Source organism: Natronogracilivirga saccharolytica, from assembly GCF_017921895.1.
Taxonomy (GTDB): Bacteria; Bacteroidota; Rhodothermia; order Balneolales; family Natronogracilivirgulaceae; genus Natronogracilivirga; species Natronogracilivirga saccharolytica.
The window spans coordinates 1-18,804 of record NZ_JAFIDN010000009.1; the positions used below are offsets into that span (position 1 = coordinate 1).

General features: G+C 45.0%; 14 protein-coding genes. 10 read left to right on the forward strand and 4 right to left on the reverse strand.

Going from position 1 to position 18,804, the window contains the following annotated elements; all coding sequences use genetic code 11:
- Nucleotides 1-400: 400 nt before the first annotated feature.
- The 7 genes from NATSA_RS11105 (at nt 401) to NATSA_RS11135 (ending at nt 9,208) form a co-directional block, all read left to right on the forward strand.
- Complete coding sequence (locus NATSA_RS11105; RefSeq protein ID WP_210512638.1) at nt 401-961, forward strand: helix-turn-helix domain-containing protein; 561 nt, start codon at nt 401-403, stop codon at nt 959-961.
- 230 nt (nt 962-1,191) lie between these two features.
- Entirely contained in the window at nt 1,192-1,818 is a 627-nt protein-coding gene (locus tag NATSA_RS11110) for a helix-turn-helix domain-containing protein (protein ID WP_210512640.1), read from the forward strand.
- Between the two features lie 155 nt (nt 1,819-1,973).
- Complete coding sequence (locus NATSA_RS11115) at nt 1,974-3,467, forward strand: M48 family metalloprotease (RefSeq protein ID WP_210512642.1); 1,494 nt, start codon at nt 1,974-1,976, stop codon at nt 3,465-3,467.
- A 105-nt stretch (nt 3,468-3,572) separates the two neighbouring features.
- Nucleotides 3,573-4,049, forward strand: coding sequence for a response regulator (locus NATSA_RS11120; RefSeq protein ID WP_210512644.1), 477 nt, complete (start codon nt 3,573-3,575; stop codon nt 4,047-4,049).
- Between the two features lie 11 nt (nt 4,050-4,060).
- Entirely contained in the window at nt 4,061-7,504 is a 3,444-nt protein-coding gene (locus NATSA_RS11125) for a CheR family methyltransferase (RefSeq protein ID WP_210512646.1), read from the forward strand.
- Between the two features lie 416 nt (nt 7,505-7,920).
- Nucleotides 7,921-8,271, forward strand: coding sequence for a DUF4398 domain-containing protein (locus NATSA_RS11130; protein ID WP_272491775.1), 351 nt, complete (start codon nt 7,921-7,923; stop codon nt 8,269-8,271).
- Between the two features lie 10 nt (nt 8,272-8,281).
- Nucleotides 8,282-9,208, forward strand: coding sequence for an OmpA family protein (locus NATSA_RS11135; protein WP_210512649.1), 927 nt, complete (start codon nt 8,282-8,284; stop codon nt 9,206-9,208).
- Nucleotides 9,209-9,374: 166 nt separating this feature from the next.
- On the opposite strand, the gene NATSA_RS11140 is transcribed toward NATSA_RS11135, so the two are convergent.
- The 3 genes from NATSA_RS11140 to NATSA_RS11150 all read right to left on the reverse strand — a co-directional run bounded on the left by NATSA_RS11140 (nt 9,375) and on the right by NATSA_RS11150 (nt 13,096).
- Nucleotides 9,375-10,217, reverse strand: a complete 843-nt coding sequence (locus NATSA_RS11140; protein WP_210512651.1) for a hypothetical protein — start codon at nt 10,215-10,217, stop codon at nt 9,375-9,377.
- 189 nt (nt 10,218-10,406) lie between these two features.
- Nucleotides 10,407-11,702 carry a BspA family leucine-rich repeat surface protein gene (locus NATSA_RS11145; RefSeq protein WP_210512653.1) on the reverse strand — a complete coding sequence of 432 codons (1,296 nt, stop codon included), beginning with the start codon at nt 11,700-11,702 and terminating at the stop codon, nt 10,407-10,409.
- 680 nt (nt 11,703-12,382) lie between these two features.
- Nucleotides 12,383-13,096 carry a T9SS type A sorting domain-containing protein gene (locus tag NATSA_RS11150; RefSeq protein ID WP_246481812.1) on the reverse strand — a complete coding sequence of 238 codons (714 nt, stop codon included), beginning with the start codon at nt 13,094-13,096 and terminating at the stop codon, nt 12,383-12,385.
- A 367-nt stretch (nt 13,097-13,463) separates the two neighbouring features.
- On the opposite strand from NATSA_RS11150, the gene NATSA_RS11155 reads away from it, so the two are divergent.
- Nucleotides 13,464-15,002, forward strand: a complete 1,539-nt coding sequence (locus NATSA_RS11155) for a hypothetical protein (RefSeq protein ID WP_210512657.1) — start codon at nt 13,464-13,466, stop codon at nt 15,000-15,002.
- A gap of 117 nt (nt 15,003-15,119) precedes the next feature.
- On the opposite strand, the gene NATSA_RS11160 is transcribed toward NATSA_RS11155, so the two are convergent.
- Complete coding sequence (locus tag NATSA_RS11160) at nt 15,120-15,455, reverse strand: hypothetical protein (RefSeq protein ID WP_210512658.1); 336 nt, start codon at nt 15,453-15,455, stop codon at nt 15,120-15,122.
- 363 nt (nt 15,456-15,818) lie between these two features.
- On the opposite strand from NATSA_RS11160, the gene NATSA_RS11165 reads away from it, so the two are divergent.
- Entirely contained in the window at nt 15,819-16,679 is an 861-nt protein-coding gene (locus NATSA_RS11165; protein WP_210512659.1) for a hypothetical protein, read from the forward strand.
- Nucleotides 16,680-16,932: 253 nt separating this feature from the next.
- The gene (gene typA, locus NATSA_RS11170; RefSeq protein ID WP_210512662.1) at nt 16,933-18,735 is read left to right on the forward strand and encodes a translational GTPase TypA; all 1,803 of its coding nucleotides are present in this window, start codon (nt 16,933-16,935) and stop codon (nt 18,733-18,735) included.
- The last annotated feature ends 69 nt before the right edge of the window (nt 18,736-18,804 follow it).

The following is an 18,804-nucleotide window of genomic DNA, read 5'->3' on the forward strand; positions in this document are numbered from 1 at the left end:
GTCAAGGCCAAGGGTATTTGTTAGTGCAGGTTATTGAGCTGGTAGGCAGGTTTTACCAGACTCATCCATGGTTACAAGCCTTTCCTAATGAACAGGAAGGGATTAGTATGAACTCCGAAAGTTGAGTTACATAAAAAAAAGCGAATTAGTGTAACACGAATGCTCTCTGGCGAAAAGTCTCAAAGTAATGGCTTGATATTTAAACTACAGGCGTCCCGATTATCTGCATTTATGGACTATGGACGATTTAAACAGGTGTTATTGTCAAACCTGAGCCAACGACACACGCTCGATTTGCATTTACACATGATCCATCCAGAGCCGATAATTCGGACACACAGGTGCATGATTAAGCACATGGATGCTCCATGTGACATTGTGAATAAGAAAATTTAAATAGATGAAACTGTATATCAAGTACATGGTTAGCTTGCGTTGTAAGATGCTGGTAAAGGAGGAGTTGAAAAAACTTGGCCTGGACTGCATTTCTGTGGAACTTGGTATGGCTGAAATGCAGGAAGATATCACAGATGAGTTGCGTGAGGCGTTCAGAATAAATCTGGAAAAGGCGGGTCTGGAGCTTCTGGACAGCAAAAAAGACATTCTGGTTGAGAAAATAAAGAATGTGATTATCGAAATGGTTCATCACGCTGAGGATATACCCGATGTGAATGATTCCGATTATATCAGTGAGAAATTAGGCTACGACTACACGTACCTCTCTAACACATTTTCTGAAGTCAAAGGAATGACAATTCAGAAGTTCATCATTTTGCATAAAATTGAAAAAGCGAAAGAAATGCTGCTCTATGATGAAGATAACCTGACTGAAATCGCTTTTAAATTAAATTACAGCAGTGTCGCCCATCTTTCCAATCAATTTAAAAAGGTTACCGGTTTTACTCCCAGTTTCTTCAAAGAGATGAAATTCAAGAGGGAGAAAAATCTCGAAAACCTGTAAAATGTATAAACCTTGATCGTAATCATATAATTAGATGATCCAATTATGATATTACATTTATGCAATTTACTGCAAAAGGGTACAGCCAGGGTAATGGCATACTGAATCATGTGTCCCCTTTTTATGGGTGGTCGTCTCAGACGCTTCTCTGCCGGGGAACCTGGAGCGACCATAGCTGATATTCAACAAACCATTGTATTGAATAGAAACGAATTAAAACATTTTTAGCGATGATTGCATTAAAAGCCAATACGCAACGGGAAGCAACGAAGGCAAAAAAGAAGCTATATGTAAAATATATGCTGAGTCTTCGATGTGAGAAGAATGCGAAATCGGAATTAATTAATCTGGGCTTAAGACATATTATTTCAGATAACGCAATTATATTGCTTGGGAATGTCACAGAAGATCAACTGGATGCCCTGAAAGAAAATCTCAAAATGGCAGGGCTGGAACTTCTTGATGAGCCCGACAGCATGCTGATCGACAGGATTATTACTTCAATCCATGAGATAGTACACGATTCGGATCAGCTGCCCAATATTACGTATGAAGAGATCATCAATAAAAAAATTGTTCTGGGAAGCGAACATATCCTGAAAATATTTTCTGAAGTCAAAGGCCTTTCCATACTGCATTACATTGTCCTGCAAAAAATTGAAAAAGTGAAAGAGTTGTTACTGTACAGTGATCTTTCACTGCCTGAAATTGCCGGTCGGCTTCACTACAAAAATAAACATTCTTTAACAGCACAGTTAAGAAAATTTACCGGACTTACCCCTGACTATTTTAGAAAAATTAAACGGAAACGGGAACGGAATCTGAATCGGAATCAGGAAACCAGTAACAGGAATTAGAGAAGCTTGCATTAGTCAACGTTATGGTATCGCTGTAAACTATGTAACCATTCAGCGGTTACATGTAAGGATTTTTAATCGAAATCTGACAATATTATCTGTGAACAGTGTGAATTCAGGATCTTGAATTTTGTACATGCAAAAGGGATCAATAGATGAAACTACTTAAGCACTATATATTATTGTCTTTCTTTGCCGCCTTTCTGGCAGCAGGATGTTCGATACAGAAAAATCCGGTAACCGGAACGACCCGGGCATTCGGCTATTCATGGAGTCAGGAGGTGCAGATTGGAAAAGAAGTGGATCCGGAAATCGTTGCTCAGTTTGGATTGTACAATGACGATAACGTGGCAAATTATGTAGTGGAAATTGGAGAGACGGTACTCGAACAGAGCCATTTGAGAAGACCGGAAACAGAAAGCCACTTCAGAGAAACAGAATTCACATTCCGGATACTCGACAGTCCCGTCATCAATGCATTTGCTCTTCCGGGAGGCTATATTTACTTCACAAGAGGGATGATGGTCCACCTGAGCAATGAAGCCCAGTTTGCTGTTGTTATGGGTCATGAGATCGGGCACGTAGCAGCCAGACATTCCTCTCAGCGGGCCCTGAGGCAAACAATTGGTCAGATCGCTGTAATCGGCGGGGCCGTGATGGGACAGGAAATTTTCGGCCTGCCGGGCCAGACAATTTTGGATTTAAGCAGCACGGCGGCACAGTTAATTTTTCTCAGCTACAGCAGAGAGAATGAACGGGAGTCAGACAATCTCGGTGTGGAATATGCCGCCATGAGTGACTATGATGCTTCGGAAGGAGCGGCTCTTTTTACCAGTCTGAAAAGGATTTCAGAGATGCATGATCAGAATATTCCGAATTTTGTTTCTACGCACCCGGATCCCGGTGAAAGGGAGCGTGCCATCCCGGAGGAAGCAAGTAATTGGAAAGATCAGGGATATGAACAGTCGACGAGAAATGAGGAACGGTATATGGAGCTTATCGACGGGATGGTATACGGTGAGGACCCGCGGCAGGGTTTTGCGGAGGATGGATTCTTCTATCATCCGGACCTCGCTTTTCAATTTGAGATTCCGGTGGGCTGGTCACTGATCAATCAACCGTCACAAGTGGTATTGCTGAGTCCGGATGAAGATGCCGTATCCGTTTTCCGGATTGATTCAGAGTCCGGAACTCCGCAACAATCGGTCCGTTCTGTGACATCACAGGATGGCATCACGGTTGTGAATGAAAGTGAGGCACTGAGCAGCGGATCCTGGGGTGCCTGGGTTGCAAAAGCTCATGCAGCGCTTGAGGATGGAACCCCGTTGACCCTTCAGGTATATGCCGTTGATTTTGACAACAACATCTACCGGTTTCTGAGTTACACGGTACGTGACAACTATGATTCCATGGAACCGGGTTTCAATACTGCCACGGAATCATTCGATCGGCTTACAGATTCCGGGAAACTGAATATTGAGCCGGTCAGAGTACGTGCATTCCGGGCGGAGCGAAGTGGTTCGTTTGAATCGTTTTTACCGGACCCGCTCCCGGGAGCAAGGGACGCTCTTGAAATCGCAATAATAAATCAGGTTGAACTTGATGAACAGATTGAACAGGGCCGCTGGTTGAAAATACCGGTTCAATAAAATGTCAGGGCGTATTCCCTGCACTATAAAGGCCTGTAAATGCACAAATGATCCGTTAAAACTACGGCATATATTATATACCATTTATTCTATGTACCTTCGAACATGAAAAACAATAATGAATATCAACCCATCAACCGCAAGTTAAAAATACTCCTTGCCGAGGATGACAATGCCGATTGCCTTCTTTTTGAGGAAGTAATAGCGGAATTACCGGTATCAGTGAATTTATTTACGGTTACAAATGGTGAAGAACTCCTTGGCTGGCTCAATAAAAAAGGGAATAAACTTCCGGATGTGCTTTTCCTCGATCTCAACATGCCTCGTAAAAATGGTTTCGCAGCTTTGGGGGAAATCAAACGTAGTTCCAAATTGCAGGATCTTCCGGTCATTATTTTTACGACGGCTAATGATAAAGAAAGGATCAAGCAGGTTTACAAAGACGCAGCACACTACTATATCCGCAAACCCAACAAATTTTCGGATCTCAAAAAACTGGTCTATAAAATACTTGTATTAATATCGGAGAATAATATTTCACTCCCGGATAAAGAGCATTTTATTTTAAAGGTCGACTCTTAAATCAATTTTCTTTGAAAGCAAAGAAGCCATCAAATAAACGTCTGAAGACAGCAACTAAATCAGACCAACCATTTCCAATAGTATGTATCGGTGCTTCTGCAGGCGGGCTGGAGGCCTTTAAATTGCTGATCAAAGCGACATCCGAAGATTCCGGGATGGCGTACATTCTTGTTCAGCATTTGGATCCCAGCCACGATAGTCTGTTGCCCGAATTACTTGAAAAAGTAACAAAGATTCCCGTTTCGGAAATTTCGGAGACAACAGATTTGGCACCTGATCATATCTACGTGATGCCCAGTAACAAAATCATGGTGACCGAAGGTGGCCATTTAAAGCTGGTTCCACGTCCTCCAAAAAGTAAAACAGAGCGTAATCTGCCCATAGACACCATCTTTACCTCGCTGGCGGAAGTGTATCATGAGCATGCAATTGGAGTGGTATTGTCAGGAACAGCTACGGATGGCACGCTTGGGTTGAAAGCTATCAAAGAGCTGGGAGGCATCACTTTTGCACAGGACTCACTGTCAGCAAAGTTTGAAAACATGCCGAATAATGCCGTGGAAGCAGGTGTGGTGGATTTCATACTTTCGCCAGAAAAAATTCCGGAGAAGTTGCTGGAAGTAACGAGCTTTATCAATGCTCCCGCTGAGGGTAAAAAAGATCCGCATTTGGAAGATGAGGACATTTACAGAAAAATTATTTCTGTGCTTCGCATCCGCAAGGGAACAGATTTTACATACTATAAGCAGACCACGATTCGGAGAAGAATCCTCCGAAGGATGCTGATTACTCAAAAAACCAAACCTGCTGAATACCTCGCCACTTTAAGAGAAGACAAGGATGAGCAGGATGCACTATACCAGGACTTTTTAATTCCGGTTACTTTTTTTTTCCGTGATCCGGAGGCTTTTGACAATCTATATAAAAAGGTCGTACCACAAATTGTAAATAACAAAGTCGCCGGTGAACCCATCCGGGTTTGGGTAGCAGGGTGCAGTACCGGTGAAGAAGCCTACTCCATAGCTATTTGCCTGCAGGAGTATCTGGACAAAAACTCTTTGAAGGGTTCGGAATATAAAGTGCAGATCTTCGCCTCCGATATCAGTGAGCCTGCCATCAAACAGGCCCGGACCGGTATGTACTCAAAACTGGAGACAAGCGGTGTTTCAGAAAAACGCCTGAGTGAGTTTTTTACAAAAACAGATGGCCATTTTCAGGTAAACAGACGGATAAGGGATATGTGTGTATTCGCTTGTCATGATTTTTTAAAAGATCCGCCGTTCGGAAAAATGGATCTCATAAGTTGCCGGAATGTGCTTATCTATATGGAACTCTATCTGCAGAAGAAAGCGCTTGTCACTTTTCATTATGCATTGAACTCCAATGGATTCCTGTTTCTCGGCAAATCTGAAGCTACCGGCGGGGCACCTGAGCTTTTTGAGTTGATCATCAATAAAGACAAAATTTATACGCGCAAAGATGCACCAGGCAAGTTTATGCATGTAGTCAGTCCTGGATCCGAACGGAATCTCAATCAATCTGAAAACAAAGAAAGTTCCGAAAAGATGCATTCCGATTTTCAAAAAACGGCGGATGATATCATGCTCAACCGATATATGCCTGCCGGTGTAGTAGTAGATGAAGCAATGGATATTGTGCAGTTTCGTGGCAGTACCAGCAGCTATCTGGAACAAACGTCGGGAAAACCAAGTCATAATTTGATGGTCATGGCAAAACATGGTCTGGCATTTGAACTGCGGAACGTATTGCACAAAGTAAAAAAGGAAAAAGGAACGGTTAAGAAAGAAAATATTCCCGTTAAAAAAGGTGGAGAATTGCACAATGTAACCATCGAAGGCATTCCATTGCCCAACACCATAGAACCGTATTATCTGGTTTTGTTCCATGAAAACGTCTCAAGTGAAAAACAACAACCTGCCGGTACCGGGACAAAGAAGGGAGCGAAAACAAAAACGGACACCGAGGACTTGCGTGTAAAGCAATTGGAGCGGGAACTTGTTGAAACCCGGGAAGATATGCGCAGTATTACCGAGGATCAGGAAGCGGTTAATGAAGAGCTTCAAAGTGCCAATGAAGAACTGTTGAGCGGTAGTGAAGAGCTGCAGAGTTTAAACGAAGAACTGGAAACCAGTAAAGAAGAGCTTGAAAGCACCAATGAAGAACTGGTTGTGGTCAATAATGAAATGACAAGCTTGAACAAGCAGCTGGAGGCAGAAAAAAACTATTCCGAAGCTATTGTTTCAAACATACGTGAGCCCCTCCTGGTATTGGATAAACATTTGCGGGTAAGAACGGCTAATAACGCCTTTTATAAACTGTTCAAGATGAGTGAAGAGGAGACAGAAGGTGTTATTGTTTATGAGCTTGCCGACAAACATTTTGATATTCCGAAATTGCGAACCCTGCTCGAGAAAAGCATCCCGGAAAAATCAAAGATCAATAATTTTGAAATAACGCATACTTTTCCAAACACGGGAAAACTGATTCTGCTTGTTAACGCCCGCGTGGTAACACGTGAAAGCAAGACAGAAGAATTAATTTTGCTGTCCATCGAAGATATTACAAAACAGGAAACGGAAAGAAGAAAAAGACACGATATTCAGAAGCAGCACACCAAAGATCTGGAACAAAAAATCAAACAACGCACGGCTGAATTGAGTGATGTCAATAAAAGACTGGTGCTGCAAAATGAAGAACTGCTAAAGATGAACAAAGAACTGGAAGCGTTCGCTTATGTATCCAGTCACGACTTGCAGGAGCCGTTGCGGAAAATTCAAATCTTTGTGGACCGGATCCTTGATAAAGAACACAAGAACTTATCCACCAAGGGAATATCGTACTTCAATTTTATTCAGGATGCGGCGCACCGGATGCAGAAACTGATTGAAGATTTACTGACTTTTTCCAGATTGGCCAAAGCTGAAAAAAAGTTTAAACCCACAGACCTGAATACCGTTGTCGATAAGGCAAAAGCTGACTTTAGAGACATCCTTGAAGAAAAAAATGCAACCATTGAAACAGACGAACTTTGCGAGGTCAATGTTGTTGAATTTCAATTCCAACAGCTCATAAACAACCTCGTAAGCAATGCATTGAAATTTGCAAGACCCGGCACTCCGCCGGTAATAAAAATTACCAGCAACATTTCTCTGGGCAGTACATTGAAGCAGAAAAACCTGGTTCCGGATAAAAAGTACTGCCATATTACTTTTTCGGACAATGGTATCGGTTTTGAGAAAAAATTCGGTGAGATAATTTTTGAAGTTTTTAAAAAACTGCACAGCAAGGATGAATTTCCGGGAACGGGAATCGGATTGGCAACTGTGAAAAAAGTCGTAGACAATCACAACGGTATAATTACAGCCACAAGCAAGCTGGACAAAGGTACTACTTTTGAAATCTATATACCTGTTGAAAGTAATATTCTGAAGTAGAGAAATAGGTCTGTAATTAGTACATCAGGGGAATCTTACATAAATCCGTCTGAGAGTTACATAAATCATGTAAACTTTCAATCAGTGTTTTATATAAATAATAATTGCTTAACTGTAATAGTTGCAATCTGATATTATTGCATATTGATACTGGGAGCTTAGAAAAAGAAGAATTTTTCAAGATCAAGTTTAGAAGGATTTTTAAACCAAAGCATGTGAATAATTAATTTAACGATTTAAAAAACCGGCAACAACGAGATTAGTTAACAAGACCGCTTTTGATTTGACTTCTAATAACAAATCGCATGTCAAAACTTCTGCACAAATAACAATTAGGTTAATTCAATAAAACCAGGGAGTTCACTATGAAACAATACCGAACATCTTTCACACAGATATGTGGCTTAGGATTGTTGATGGTATTTTCTGGTCTTCTCGCAGCCTGCGGGAGCACCAGTCCGCCCACACAGCAACTCACAGAAACACAGATGGTTATCCAACAAGCCGAGCAGGCGGGAGCCAATGATTTTGCCCCTCTTGAAATCCGTGATGCGAGGAAAAAACTGGAGATGGCCCAAAAGGCTGTGGAAGAGAAAGAGTATGAACGCGCTCTTCGTCTACTTGAACATGCCAGAGTCGATGCTGAGCTGGCCCAGGTGAAAACGCTATCCGGTCAGTCTCAAAAAATAGTAGCTGAACTAAGAGAAAACATCCGGACCCTGCGGGAAGAAATCGGAAGTAAAAGTGGAAACAACAATAAAAACTGAGGAAACTCATATGAAATACAACTATTATCCATTCTATTTGGTGTTACCCTTGTTTCTGTTCTTCGCAAGCTGTGGTGGTCCACCTGCACAAAATCCGATTTTAGAAGATGCGAGCACCGCTTATGAGGCTGCCGAACAAGATGAAGACATTGTGCGGTTTGCTCCAGTTGCCCTCAAAGAAGCCGAAGAAACACTTGAAATGAGCCGCAGACTCTGGGAAGCAAAAGCAGACAAGGTAGATGTTGAACATCATGCCTATCTGGCAAAACAAAGAACGCTTATTGCCCGGGAGACAGCTATGTTAAATGCTGCAGAAAACGAAATTGGAAGGGCGGAAACAGAACGACAGCAAGTTTTGCTGGAAGTGCGTCGTAGTGAAGCGATGAATGCTGAAGCACGGGCAGGACGGGCTGAAGAAGAAATGCGGCGGGAACGAACATCATCAGAAGAAAGAGCGCTACGTGCCACGGAAGAAATGCAGCGGGAACGAGCATCATCAGAAGAAGCCAGGAAAAGAGCTGAAAAACTTGCAACAAGGGTTGAAGAACTCGAAGCTCTTCAAACGGAACGCGGTCTGGTCCTCACTTTAGGTGATGTAACCTTTGATTTTAATAAGGCAACTTTGAAGTCTGGTGGGTTACGAACGATCAGAAATCTGGGCAATTTTCTGGAAGAATATCCCGAGCGTAATATTCTGGTTGAAGGACATACCGATAGTATAGGATCAGACGAATACAATCTCGGTCTTTCTGAACGAAGAGCAAATGCTGTGAGACAAGCATTGATCGGCCTTGGGGTTTCAGGCCAGCGTATCAGGATTCAAGGAGTTGGGAAAATGCAACCTGTAGCCAGTAATGCCACCGAAATCGGGCGGCAGCAAAATCGACGTGTGGAAGTGATTATATCCGATGAAAATGGGGTTATTTCGGAACGTTGAAACTCCAATAGTTTACATGGCGGCTCCCTATAGACATTACAAACGCTCCCTCTCATAATCCCGTACATCTATTCATAAGGCAAACGGAGTGGGAGCGTAGTCCAGGCAAGTGAGGCCGATGGTGTAATGCTGCTGCGGAGTTGGCCCGGCAACACAGGAGTGCTGCTCAGTTGATTACCAGTTCTGTCACTTCCACTCGCATGTCTTCAATGTCCCCACTTTCAAGGATCAGTTTGTATTGTTCCAGTTGGTCACCGAATTGTTGTTTGATCATTTCACGCTGTGCATCAGGCATCGCATCGAGGCGTTCCTCCATCATTTGCAAAGCTTGTCGTGCTTCAGCCAACTCCTCTTCGGTAAACATATCGCCAAGTCCCTCAAAAGCAATTTCCGTAACCATCGGAACCGGTAGACCGGAATGCCACTGATAATCAGAAAGGGTGTAATGGATCTGAAGCGACCCCTTGTAATCAAATGTACCATGATGCATCACCAGGTCCTCTCTGTCCAGAAAGAAGGTAAATGACTCGACTGAAACAGGTTGCCCGCTTGGTTCCATGTTATCATCCATCAGCTCATCGATGGTAGCCATGCTACTTAGAAACTCCTGATCGTCCACGTACACGCGGTATACCGGATGTCCTTCATAGGTGTCATGTTCCACCGAACGGGCATGCCTGATCACATCATCGTATATGCCGTGAGAGAAGCCACCGGTTTCACTTGTCTCCAGAAATCCATCGGTTTCTACGGCAATGAGATCATAGCGGCCGTTGTGCTCTTTTTTCTCCAGAACATTTGTAGTTTCCTGACCCTCAAAAACTCCGGAAACAATCGTGTTTGTAAGCGTAAGCCGGTCGATATGCTGTATTCTTTCCTGTGTAACCTCCACAACGCGCCCGGCAAGTTCTTCGGGTGTTGGTTGTGCCGATACCAGGTTGCCGCTTATTGATAAAACCATAATTACCGGCAAACAGATAATATATTCTCGGATTTTCTCTTTACTCATAATGGTCCCTCCGTGTTGTAATGATCAGATGACACATTCGCATATTGGCAAACCCCTGTTTTTCACAATAATATGCCCTTCAATGCACAGATACGTTTGGATATGTCTGCGCACACTCATTCAATGTATAGGTTTTTATATCGTTTCTCAAACAGGCAGATCCGGAACAACTATCCATAGCATGTCATGCTACCTTATCAGAGTAAATTTTTTGGATTCCACATATCCACCTGCTTGCAGCCGGTATATATAAACTCCACTTGACAATCCGGCAGCCTCAAATATCACCTCATGCCATCCAGCAGACCTTTTCCCCGCATCAAGGAAAGCCACCTGTTGGCCGGAAAGTGTATAAATGCAGAGATGAACTTCGGATGGTACCGGTAATTGAAACCGGATTATGGTAACAGGATTGAACGGATTGGGAAAGTTCTGGTTCATAATGAAACTCGTGACATTGCCATGCAGCTGTTCGGTGGCTGTACCTGATGGACAACTACCCCATACGGGTTTGTTTTCTTCACTTAAGGGACAGCTAAAGGAAAAGTTTGCAGGTTCGGCAGTGATCTTTTCAACGCACCAGCTGCTCAGGTCCTGATTGAAAGAAGCGGCACCAGCAAACATGGTTTCCATATCGGTCACGTTACGCACATCCCAACCGCCAATATCTTGATTAAAGGCACGTGCATCGGCAAACATGGCATTCATGTGCATGACGTTACTTACATCCCATCGGCCAATATCCTGATTGAAAGAATGGGCAGCATAGAACATCAGCCCCATGTGGGTTACATTACCGGTATCCCAATTACCGAGATCCTGATTAAAAGAAACGGCACCACTGAACATGGAAAACATGTTGATCACACCGGCAACATCCCAGTTACCGATATCACGGTTAAATGAGATGGTACCTGAGAACATCATCACCATGTGGATGACATTGCCTACATTCCATTCACTGATATCCTGGTTAAATGACACTGCTCTACCGAACATTTCATTCATATCATTAACCTGGCTTACATTCCATTCACCGATATCCTGGTTAAAAGCTGCGGCATCAGAGAACATCCAGCCCATGGTGATCACATTACCGGTATCCCATTTGCTTATGTCCCTGTTGAAAGAAGCGGCACCACTGAACATGTATCTCATGTTTGTGACGTTGCTGACATCCCAGGAGCCGATATCCTCATTGAAGAAAAATTTTTCTTCAAATAATGCTTCCATGCTGGTAACCGGTGAGGTGCAAAGACGAGACAGGTCTGATTCATTCCGGATATGTAGTCTCAGTAAATCATTATCTGCAGCTTCATATTCGATGCCCTGAACAGTTCCCTTACTGCCCGAAGCAACTCCCGGACATTTTACTGTAATACCGTTATCATCGAGGAAAAAGGTACCTTGACTGACCGAACGTCCGGGGATAATCAGAAGGCAAAGCAGCACAACTATTCCGGGGAAAAATAGTGTTGTTTTCATGTGTTTATAATTTATGATTCTGACGTCACATGTAGTACCCATGTTGGCTATAATCATGCTTCTGTGTGGCGATAAGCCGCCATGGGTATTTCATTGAAACTCCCCGTGCTTTTATAGAGGTTTATAGACGTACTTATGCAAGAGTCCCGGTAAACAGCCGGTAAAGAGATGCCTGCCGCTCAGCAATGTGCGGCCAATGTAAAATGACCTTAATGCCATTTTACGATTCAGTTGTCGGTTGCCATGACAACTGTACCAAATCCCTGATTTATTTCAGAAAAACTACAAGTACAGACCAGAATTTTCTCAAATGCTCCGACAAAAACATATGGTATTATTGCTGAACAGAAGCGGTATTATGAAAATGCCTGGAAGTCTTTTTCAGATCTGCACATATTTCATAATCTACTTGCAATTCCCGATGAAAGCAACTGAAAGGGTAAAAATCAATTATATACACAAAATAAAGGGGCGCAATCGCAATAGGGATACAGGTTGAAGGCGGCAGAGAGGTATCTGCGTTAGGGAAAAGCAAGCTGTGGTTTCAGGATGAAGGGCAACGGAAACCAGTGAAACGGAAATTAGTGATACAGAAAGCTCTGGAATGAAACATCCGGATAAAATAAAAGCCTGCAGAACCGGGTCCGCAGGCCTTTGGATGATACTGTTTGACCAGAGAATTATTTGACCAGCGTCATTGTCCGGGTCAGTTCCATTCCGGCGGCATTAAGCCGGTAGATATATGTACCGCTGGTGAGTCCTGCGGCATCAAAGTCTACCGTATGTGTGCCTGCTCCAAGCTGTTCATTTACCAATTCAGCTACTTCCTGTCCGAGTGTGTTGTATACCGTCAGGGTAACCTGACCGGCATTTTCCGGTACCCGGAAGGAAATCTGGGTGGTTGGGTTGAACGGATTGGGATAGTTCTGATTCAAAGTGACATCTTCCGGGCGATCAGCCAGAATCTCATCAGCAGATGTTTCTCCGGGCTGTACCCCGAATATATCTTCAACTACTTTGTCATCTGTTACGGAAATTGACCTGTCCGGATCTCCGGGCCACTCATCATTATCCCAGGTGGGTTCGTCTTCTACAAGAAAATACTTGTATTCGTAGTCGTCCGCCTCCAGTTCCAGCGTGATGGTATAGATGTCAGAATCATCGGCATGCGGCTCCATTGCAAAATCCGGATTTTCTCCGGGTTCGGTCCAGTCAACCATGGATCCGGTGATGAAAACATCGTAGACATCCGGATCAAAATCAGCATCGGACATGTCGACATTGAATGTGACATCAAAGACTTCTTCTTCCTGCACGGTTCCTTCTGCTGCAGCCCGGGCTGCAGAAAATGTGAGGCCCGCAGCAAGAAAGAGAACAATTGTATTTCGTATCATTTTAGTAATCATAGTTCCATTGTGTTGGTTTAAAATTAACCGGCCGGACAAAGAACATTGCCGACAGTTGCCGGATAACCTTGTATTGGCAATGTTTTGCTAATGAATACAGCCGGCACGATTTGTAAGCGCTTACATCAAACATATTTAAAACTAAAAAACGCATATTACGATCACAAATAACGGAACCTCTTTTTTCATTTGTAAAATCCTTGAAAAGAGTTCATCAACCTTGGTATTTTTTCATATTTTAGATGTCATCTGCACTCCGCATCGGGTAAACTCATTAAGTATTTGCAGGGGATAACATTGTACCGGGACATCCGGTAGTCATTACAATATTTATTTCGCCAACAATCATTACAGTATGGAATTTGCAAGCGATCATTTTGCCATAGTCCACATCCTCAACCAGTACTGGCTCACCCTTCTTCTGGTGATTTCCATGGTACTGATATCCCGCACGTTTGTCGCCGGGACCCGCTACTCACCGATTCTGATTATCGTCGTTTTTGGTCTGATTATGGGATACATCATGGTCGGAACAGGACTTGCCACTCCCGGGCTGCCCGAATTTCCCATAGTAGAACTTACCAGCAGGGTGACCATAACAGCGCTGATGGCTTCTTTTTTTGTAGGCGGGCAGGAGATCAGAAAGCTCTTTGCCAATCAGAAAATCGATCCGGAGGACATGGTCGTACCTTCTTCCCAGGAGCTGTTTCTGGGTACTAAAGCCACCCAGTTCATGTTTCTGATCCGCGGTTTTTTTATTCTGACCGGCATCGAGGCTCTGCGACGGATGGTTACCGGTTACACCACAGGGGAGCCGCTCGACCAATTTTATCCGCTTTTGGGTTACATCGGCCTGGTTGCTTCCATCATTCTCATTGATCATCGCGCAAAGATCACCAACAAGGCCGTCTATATCCGCAAGGGAATTTACGAAACAGCTGTAATCATACTGGTCCTTACAGCTGCATTTCATATAGCCTCCTGGATTCGTCCGTTCATTGCCCTTCCCGAGATCTTCTTTGCGATGATAATTTCGGTGGGACTGGGTATGTTCATGGTGCGATGGCAGTTTGGTCCGACTATCAAGTCACTGTTGTTTGCAGGTATTCCTATAGTGCTTGCGGCCAACTTCATGGTAGGCGGATCGCGTATTGCCGAGGCGTTCGCGCTGACGGGCATGACGTCGGTGCTCTCATTCGGGTTTTTCGGGCAACTATTGTGGATGTTCGGCGGACTGGCAATCCTTATTCTGCTTGGTAACGCCAATCACATCCGCAACCTCGCTCCCGGTATGGCCGGTTCCTTGTCCCATTCGGGACTGACGGGCGCCTGTACTGCCGGTGATTTGGGGCCGCAGGCCGCCATCCGGGCCCCGATTATGATCAATATTCCGTTTATTGGGCACATTTTTGTGTTTTCCATACTTGCAGCAAGCGCTACCGCAGGAAAACTGCTGATCCCGTACACTCTGGCGGTGGTGATGGCCGGGTTGGTCCTTACCTTTTTTGCCCTTAAAATACTGCGCGGGGGAGTCGGTGAAGAACAATCCGAAATTCGCGGACTGATGATTTTCTCACTCGGATGGCAGCTGGTGGCCGTATTCGGCGGGTTGTTTCTTCTGGATATATCAGGCATGCCGCTGGCGGATGCTGTAATGGCCAATGCCTCGGCGATATCACACTTCGGTCTCTTTGCCGCCATTCAGGAGGGCATGTTCGGGGCTGAAGCAGCGGGAATGATCGCTTTCGTATTTGCCATGCCGTTTCTGGTCCATCCGCTGGTCTTCGGAATATTCGGAAAGGCAGCGGAAAATGACGGGATCATGCCGGCAAAAACGGTCTACTTTCTGGCGCTCCTTGGTGTAGTTGGCGTACTTTATTCGATGTTCTTCTAATCGGACGAAATCTGCAGCTTAAGCGCTTGCCGCATTAGTAAGAGTTTGTCGGAACCTTGAGCGGTTCCCGCGTTCTTAAGCGCATGCAAAATTTTTTAGCGCTTGCCACATTGCGGGTTACTTTGTTTTGATTTGATCCAATAATGATGAAAAGCCGCCCAGCTCCTTTACATCAAGGACAAGCAGTATGCCGTTTTCGGGATCATCAAGGTTGGCGTCCGAAATGATCTGATCCTTCACTTTTTTGGTTTTTGACTCGGGTGTCAATATAAAGATGATCTCTTTGGGTGGTTCAACTTGAACAGAAAGCAGTTTAAAACTTTTCTTTCCAACGCTTCCCTTTGTATTGAAAGCAGTGTAAACAGGAGCTTTCGATTTTTCACATGATTCGATAACGATGTCGTGCTGATCGGTATCAATGATTACCATTATGAGGTCGTATTTTTCTTCCATGTGATCACACTCTGATGTTTTTTGGCAATCCGGTCAATTTTCCAATCGGGCACCGGTGTTAAAAAAAAGTTTATGAAAATCATCTGTGCATTTTTCATCAGACAAGATAAATAATTTGTCATTTGTTTTAATATCGCATGATACCGGAGGATGATGAACGTGTCGTCTCTGCCGTTTATCGTGATAACAACATGAAGCATCCCGGGCCTTAGATAAAGGGTGGACTTGTACGGTGGTTATTAATCCGTGCTTCCCGGAAAAAATTGATTGTTATTTTTACTTTATGTAACATTCTAAAACAGCAGGCTTAATGCGAACATCACCAACCCGGGCATGTCCGGCAACACTCATATATCCCGACTGATGCGGTTTTGGTTACCCGGTTCCCGCAAAGGATCTGCAGCCATACCGGTCATGCTGATAACAACAGCATTGATCTTTTCCGCCTGCAATCCTTTTTCAGCCTCTGAAAAGTCCGGTTCCGGAATTGCAGAAGACGGGCTGGAAATATTTTTTTCCGAGCATGTCGAAAGAGAGCGAAGCGAAACAACTCCTGCTGAACTGAAGCTCCTCATGAGAATGAGCACAAAAAAGATCATGCCCTGCATGAATTACCAGATTTCTTTCCGCCTTTCGGATTATGGCAGGAAACCGAGAGTAAGAGATATCCGGCTGCTGAGCTATGGATTGCCGGGTCAGATGTGTCTCACTGCTCTTGGGCCCGCCATCGGGAAGGTGGATTTTGACCGGCATAAGGGGTCGTACCGCCTGCTGATCAGAGACGGCGACCTGAAAGACAGTTTCGACCTTGAAATAACAGATGAATATGTCCGGGTTGTACCCGATGCAGCCACATTCACCAGGGCAACGCACGATGTTTATTATCGAAGGCCGGAGAATTCGTTTTACTTCGTCTGTGGTACTACAAACGACATGGGCCATCTGTGCGATGATTTTCATCACAAAATGAAGGGCGAACTCACCGTTTCGGAGTTTACTTTCCCTGATGACGGCTGGATACCATATCCTGAAAAATCAAGTGGCAATCATTACAATCATCCCACGAGGTATTACACGTATGACAACGTGGAGCAGTTTCATCGTGCCGGAGAGCTTCTGGAGCAATTTACACATGATGAGATAGGCGACAAACAGGGAATATCACTGTCTATTATGAACTGGATAGATGAGGGATACCGGTCATGGCAAATGCAAAGCCGGTGATATTTTCGTTGCGCAGAGAGACGGATTAAAACAAGTGGTGAATTTGGAGGTTGCTCGATTTTTAAAAGTAAAATCCGTAAATTACGAAACTGTGGCAAAAACGCTGTTTTTGCTGATTGCCTGTAGCTGTGTCGGATAATTGTCCGACATGCACTACCTCAAAATATACTCCAATCATGGGACTGAATGACCGGTACGAAGTACCCGTGTTATGATCCGCCCGACCCCATTTTCCCAGCTTATCTCACATCAGATGCAACAACCCATTCGCAATATTGCCATCATCGCACACGTCGACCACGGGAAAACCACTCTGGTTGACCATATGCTCCGTCAAAGCGGTACTTTCCGCGAAAACCAGGAGGTCGCCGAACGCGTCATGGATTCCAATGCCCTGGAGCGGGAACGCGGAATTACGATCATGGCCAAAAATACCGCCGTGAAATGGCACGGTACAAAAATCAACATCGTTGATACCCCGGGTCACGCCGATTTCGGCGGTGAGGTAGAGCGTATTCTGAAAATGGTCAACGGTGTCATATTGCTGGTGGATGCCGCCGAAGGCCCGCTGCCCCAAACCCGGTTTGTGCTGCGTAAGTCATTGGCCCTGGGATACCGGCCCATTGTGGTCATCAACAAAATCGATCGCCATGATGCCCGCCCGGACGAGGTGGTCAACGAGGTGTTCGACCTGTTTGTCAGTCTGGAAGCCACTGATGAGCAGCTCGATTTCCCCGTATTATATGCCGTTGGCCTGCAGGGCTTTGCCAGGGAGGAACTTTCGGATGCCAACGAAGATCTGTCCCCGCTTTTTGACGTGATTATCCGTCATGTGCCGGAACCGGAGCGTCCGGTTGAAAAACCGTTCAAAATGCTGGTTTCCAACATCGAGTGGAACGACTATGTGGGCCGGATTGCCATCGGACGGGTAGAACAGGGAACCATCGAAAAGAATCAGCCGATCATCCTGCTGGACCGGAACGGTCAGGTCAAGGAGAAGTCCCGCATCACGAAACTGTATACCTATGCCGGACTCGAGAAAGTACCTGTGGACAAGGGCGAAGCCGGGGATGTTATCGCTCTGGCTGGCTATGAAAACACCAACATCGGCGATTCACTGACATCCGAAGAAGATCCGACTCCGGTCGCCTATTATGACATCGACAAGCCGACCATTGCGATGTATTTCCGGGTAAATGACTCGCCGTTTGCGGGACGCGAGGGCAAATATGTGACATCCAACATGCTCAAAGACCGCCTGATGCGGGAAATCCGGACGAATGTGTCCCTGAAGGTCGAGCCGACCGAAAATCCCGACATATTCAAGGTGTCGGGGCGCGGAGAGCTGCAGCTCTCCATTCTCATCGAAACCATGCGCCGCGAGGGGTATGAATTTGCCGTTTCTCGTCCGGAAGTACTCATGCAGGAGATCGACGGGGTGCTTCAGGAACCGGTGGAAGAGGTGATCATTACCGTAGAAGAAGAGTACAGCAGCCGGGTCATCGAGATATTGATGAACCGTAAAGGCACCATGACCAGCATGTCGGGAGAGCTTGACATGACGCGTCTGGAGTTTCGTGTGCCGTCACGCGGACTGATCGGATTCCGGAGCGATGTTATGACCGAGACCCGCGGGACGGCCATGATCCATCAGCAGTTTGACGGATACGAACCATTCAAGGGGGATATCACCGGCCGGAACAACGGAGTGCTTATTGCACTTGAACACGGCAGTGTCACCCATTATGCACTCGAAGGGCTGCAGGACCGCGGGCAGTTCATCATCGAACCCGGAGATTCCGTTTACATGGGACAGGTGGTCGGTTTGAACAACCGCTCGGATGACATGATCGTCAACGTGGTCAAAAAGAAAAACCTGACCAATCACCGGGCCTCGCAAAGTTCGGATGCGGTTAAATTGTCAACGGCAAAAAAACTGAGCCTCGAACAGTTCATCGAGACCATTGAAGATGACGAGCTCATCGAAGTCACACCTCACAGTCTCCGGATCCGGAAAAAATATCTTGACCCGCACGAGCGTAAAAGAAATAGTTAGCAGAATTTGGTAAATAATTTCTGTAAAGCTATCATACAATAATGATGCATTTTTTACCGGATGCAGCTA

Excerpts from the sequence above, each read along its gene's own strand:
- NATSA_RS11105 (WP_210512638.1), top strand. The coding sequence starts at position 401 with ATGAAACTGTATATCAAGTACATGGTTAGCTTGCGTTGTAAGATGCTG.
- NATSA_RS11110 (WP_210512640.1), top strand. The coding sequence starts at position 1,192 with ATGATTGCATTAAAAGCCAATACGCAACGGGAAGCAACGAAGGCAAAA.
- NATSA_RS11115 (WP_210512642.1), top strand. The coding sequence starts at position 1,974 with ATGAAACTACTTAAGCACTATATATTATTGTCTTTCTTTGCCGCCTTT.
- NATSA_RS11120 (WP_210512644.1), top strand. The coding sequence starts at position 3,573 with ATGAAAAACAATAATGAATATCAACCCATCAACCGCAAGTTAAAAATA.
- NATSA_RS11130 (WP_272491775.1), top strand. The coding sequence starts at position 7,921 with ATGGTATTTTCTGGTCTTCTCGCAGCCTGCGGGAGCACCAGTCCGCCC.
- NATSA_RS11135 (WP_210512649.1), top strand. The coding sequence starts at position 8,282 with ATGAAATACAACTATTATCCATTCTATTTGGTGTTACCCTTGTTTCTG.
- NATSA_RS11140 (WP_210512651.1), bottom strand. The coding sequence starts at position 10,217 with ATGAGTAAAGAGAAAATCCGAGAATATATTATCTGTTTGCCGGTAATT.
- NATSA_RS11145 (WP_210512653.1), bottom strand. The coding sequence starts at position 11,702 with ATGAAAACAACACTATTTTTCCCCGGAATAGTTGTGCTGCTTTGCCTT.
- NATSA_RS11150 (WP_246481812.1), bottom strand. The coding sequence starts at position 13,096 with ATGATACGAAATACAATTGTTCTCTTTCTTGCTGCGGGCCTCACATTT.
- NATSA_RS11155 (WP_210512657.1), top strand. The coding sequence starts at position 13,464 with ATGGAATTTGCAAGCGATCATTTTGCCATAGTCCACATCCTCAACCAG.
- NATSA_RS11160 (WP_210512658.1), bottom strand. The coding sequence starts at position 15,455 with ATGGAAGAAAAATACGACCTCATAATGGTAATCATTGATACCGATCAG.
- NATSA_RS11165 (WP_210512659.1), top strand. The coding sequence starts at position 15,819 with ATGCGGTTTTGGTTACCCGGTTCCCGCAAAGGATCTGCAGCCATACCG.
- typA (WP_210512662.1), top strand. The coding sequence starts at position 16,933 with ATGCAACAACCCATTCGCAATATTGCCATCATCGCACACGTCGACCAC.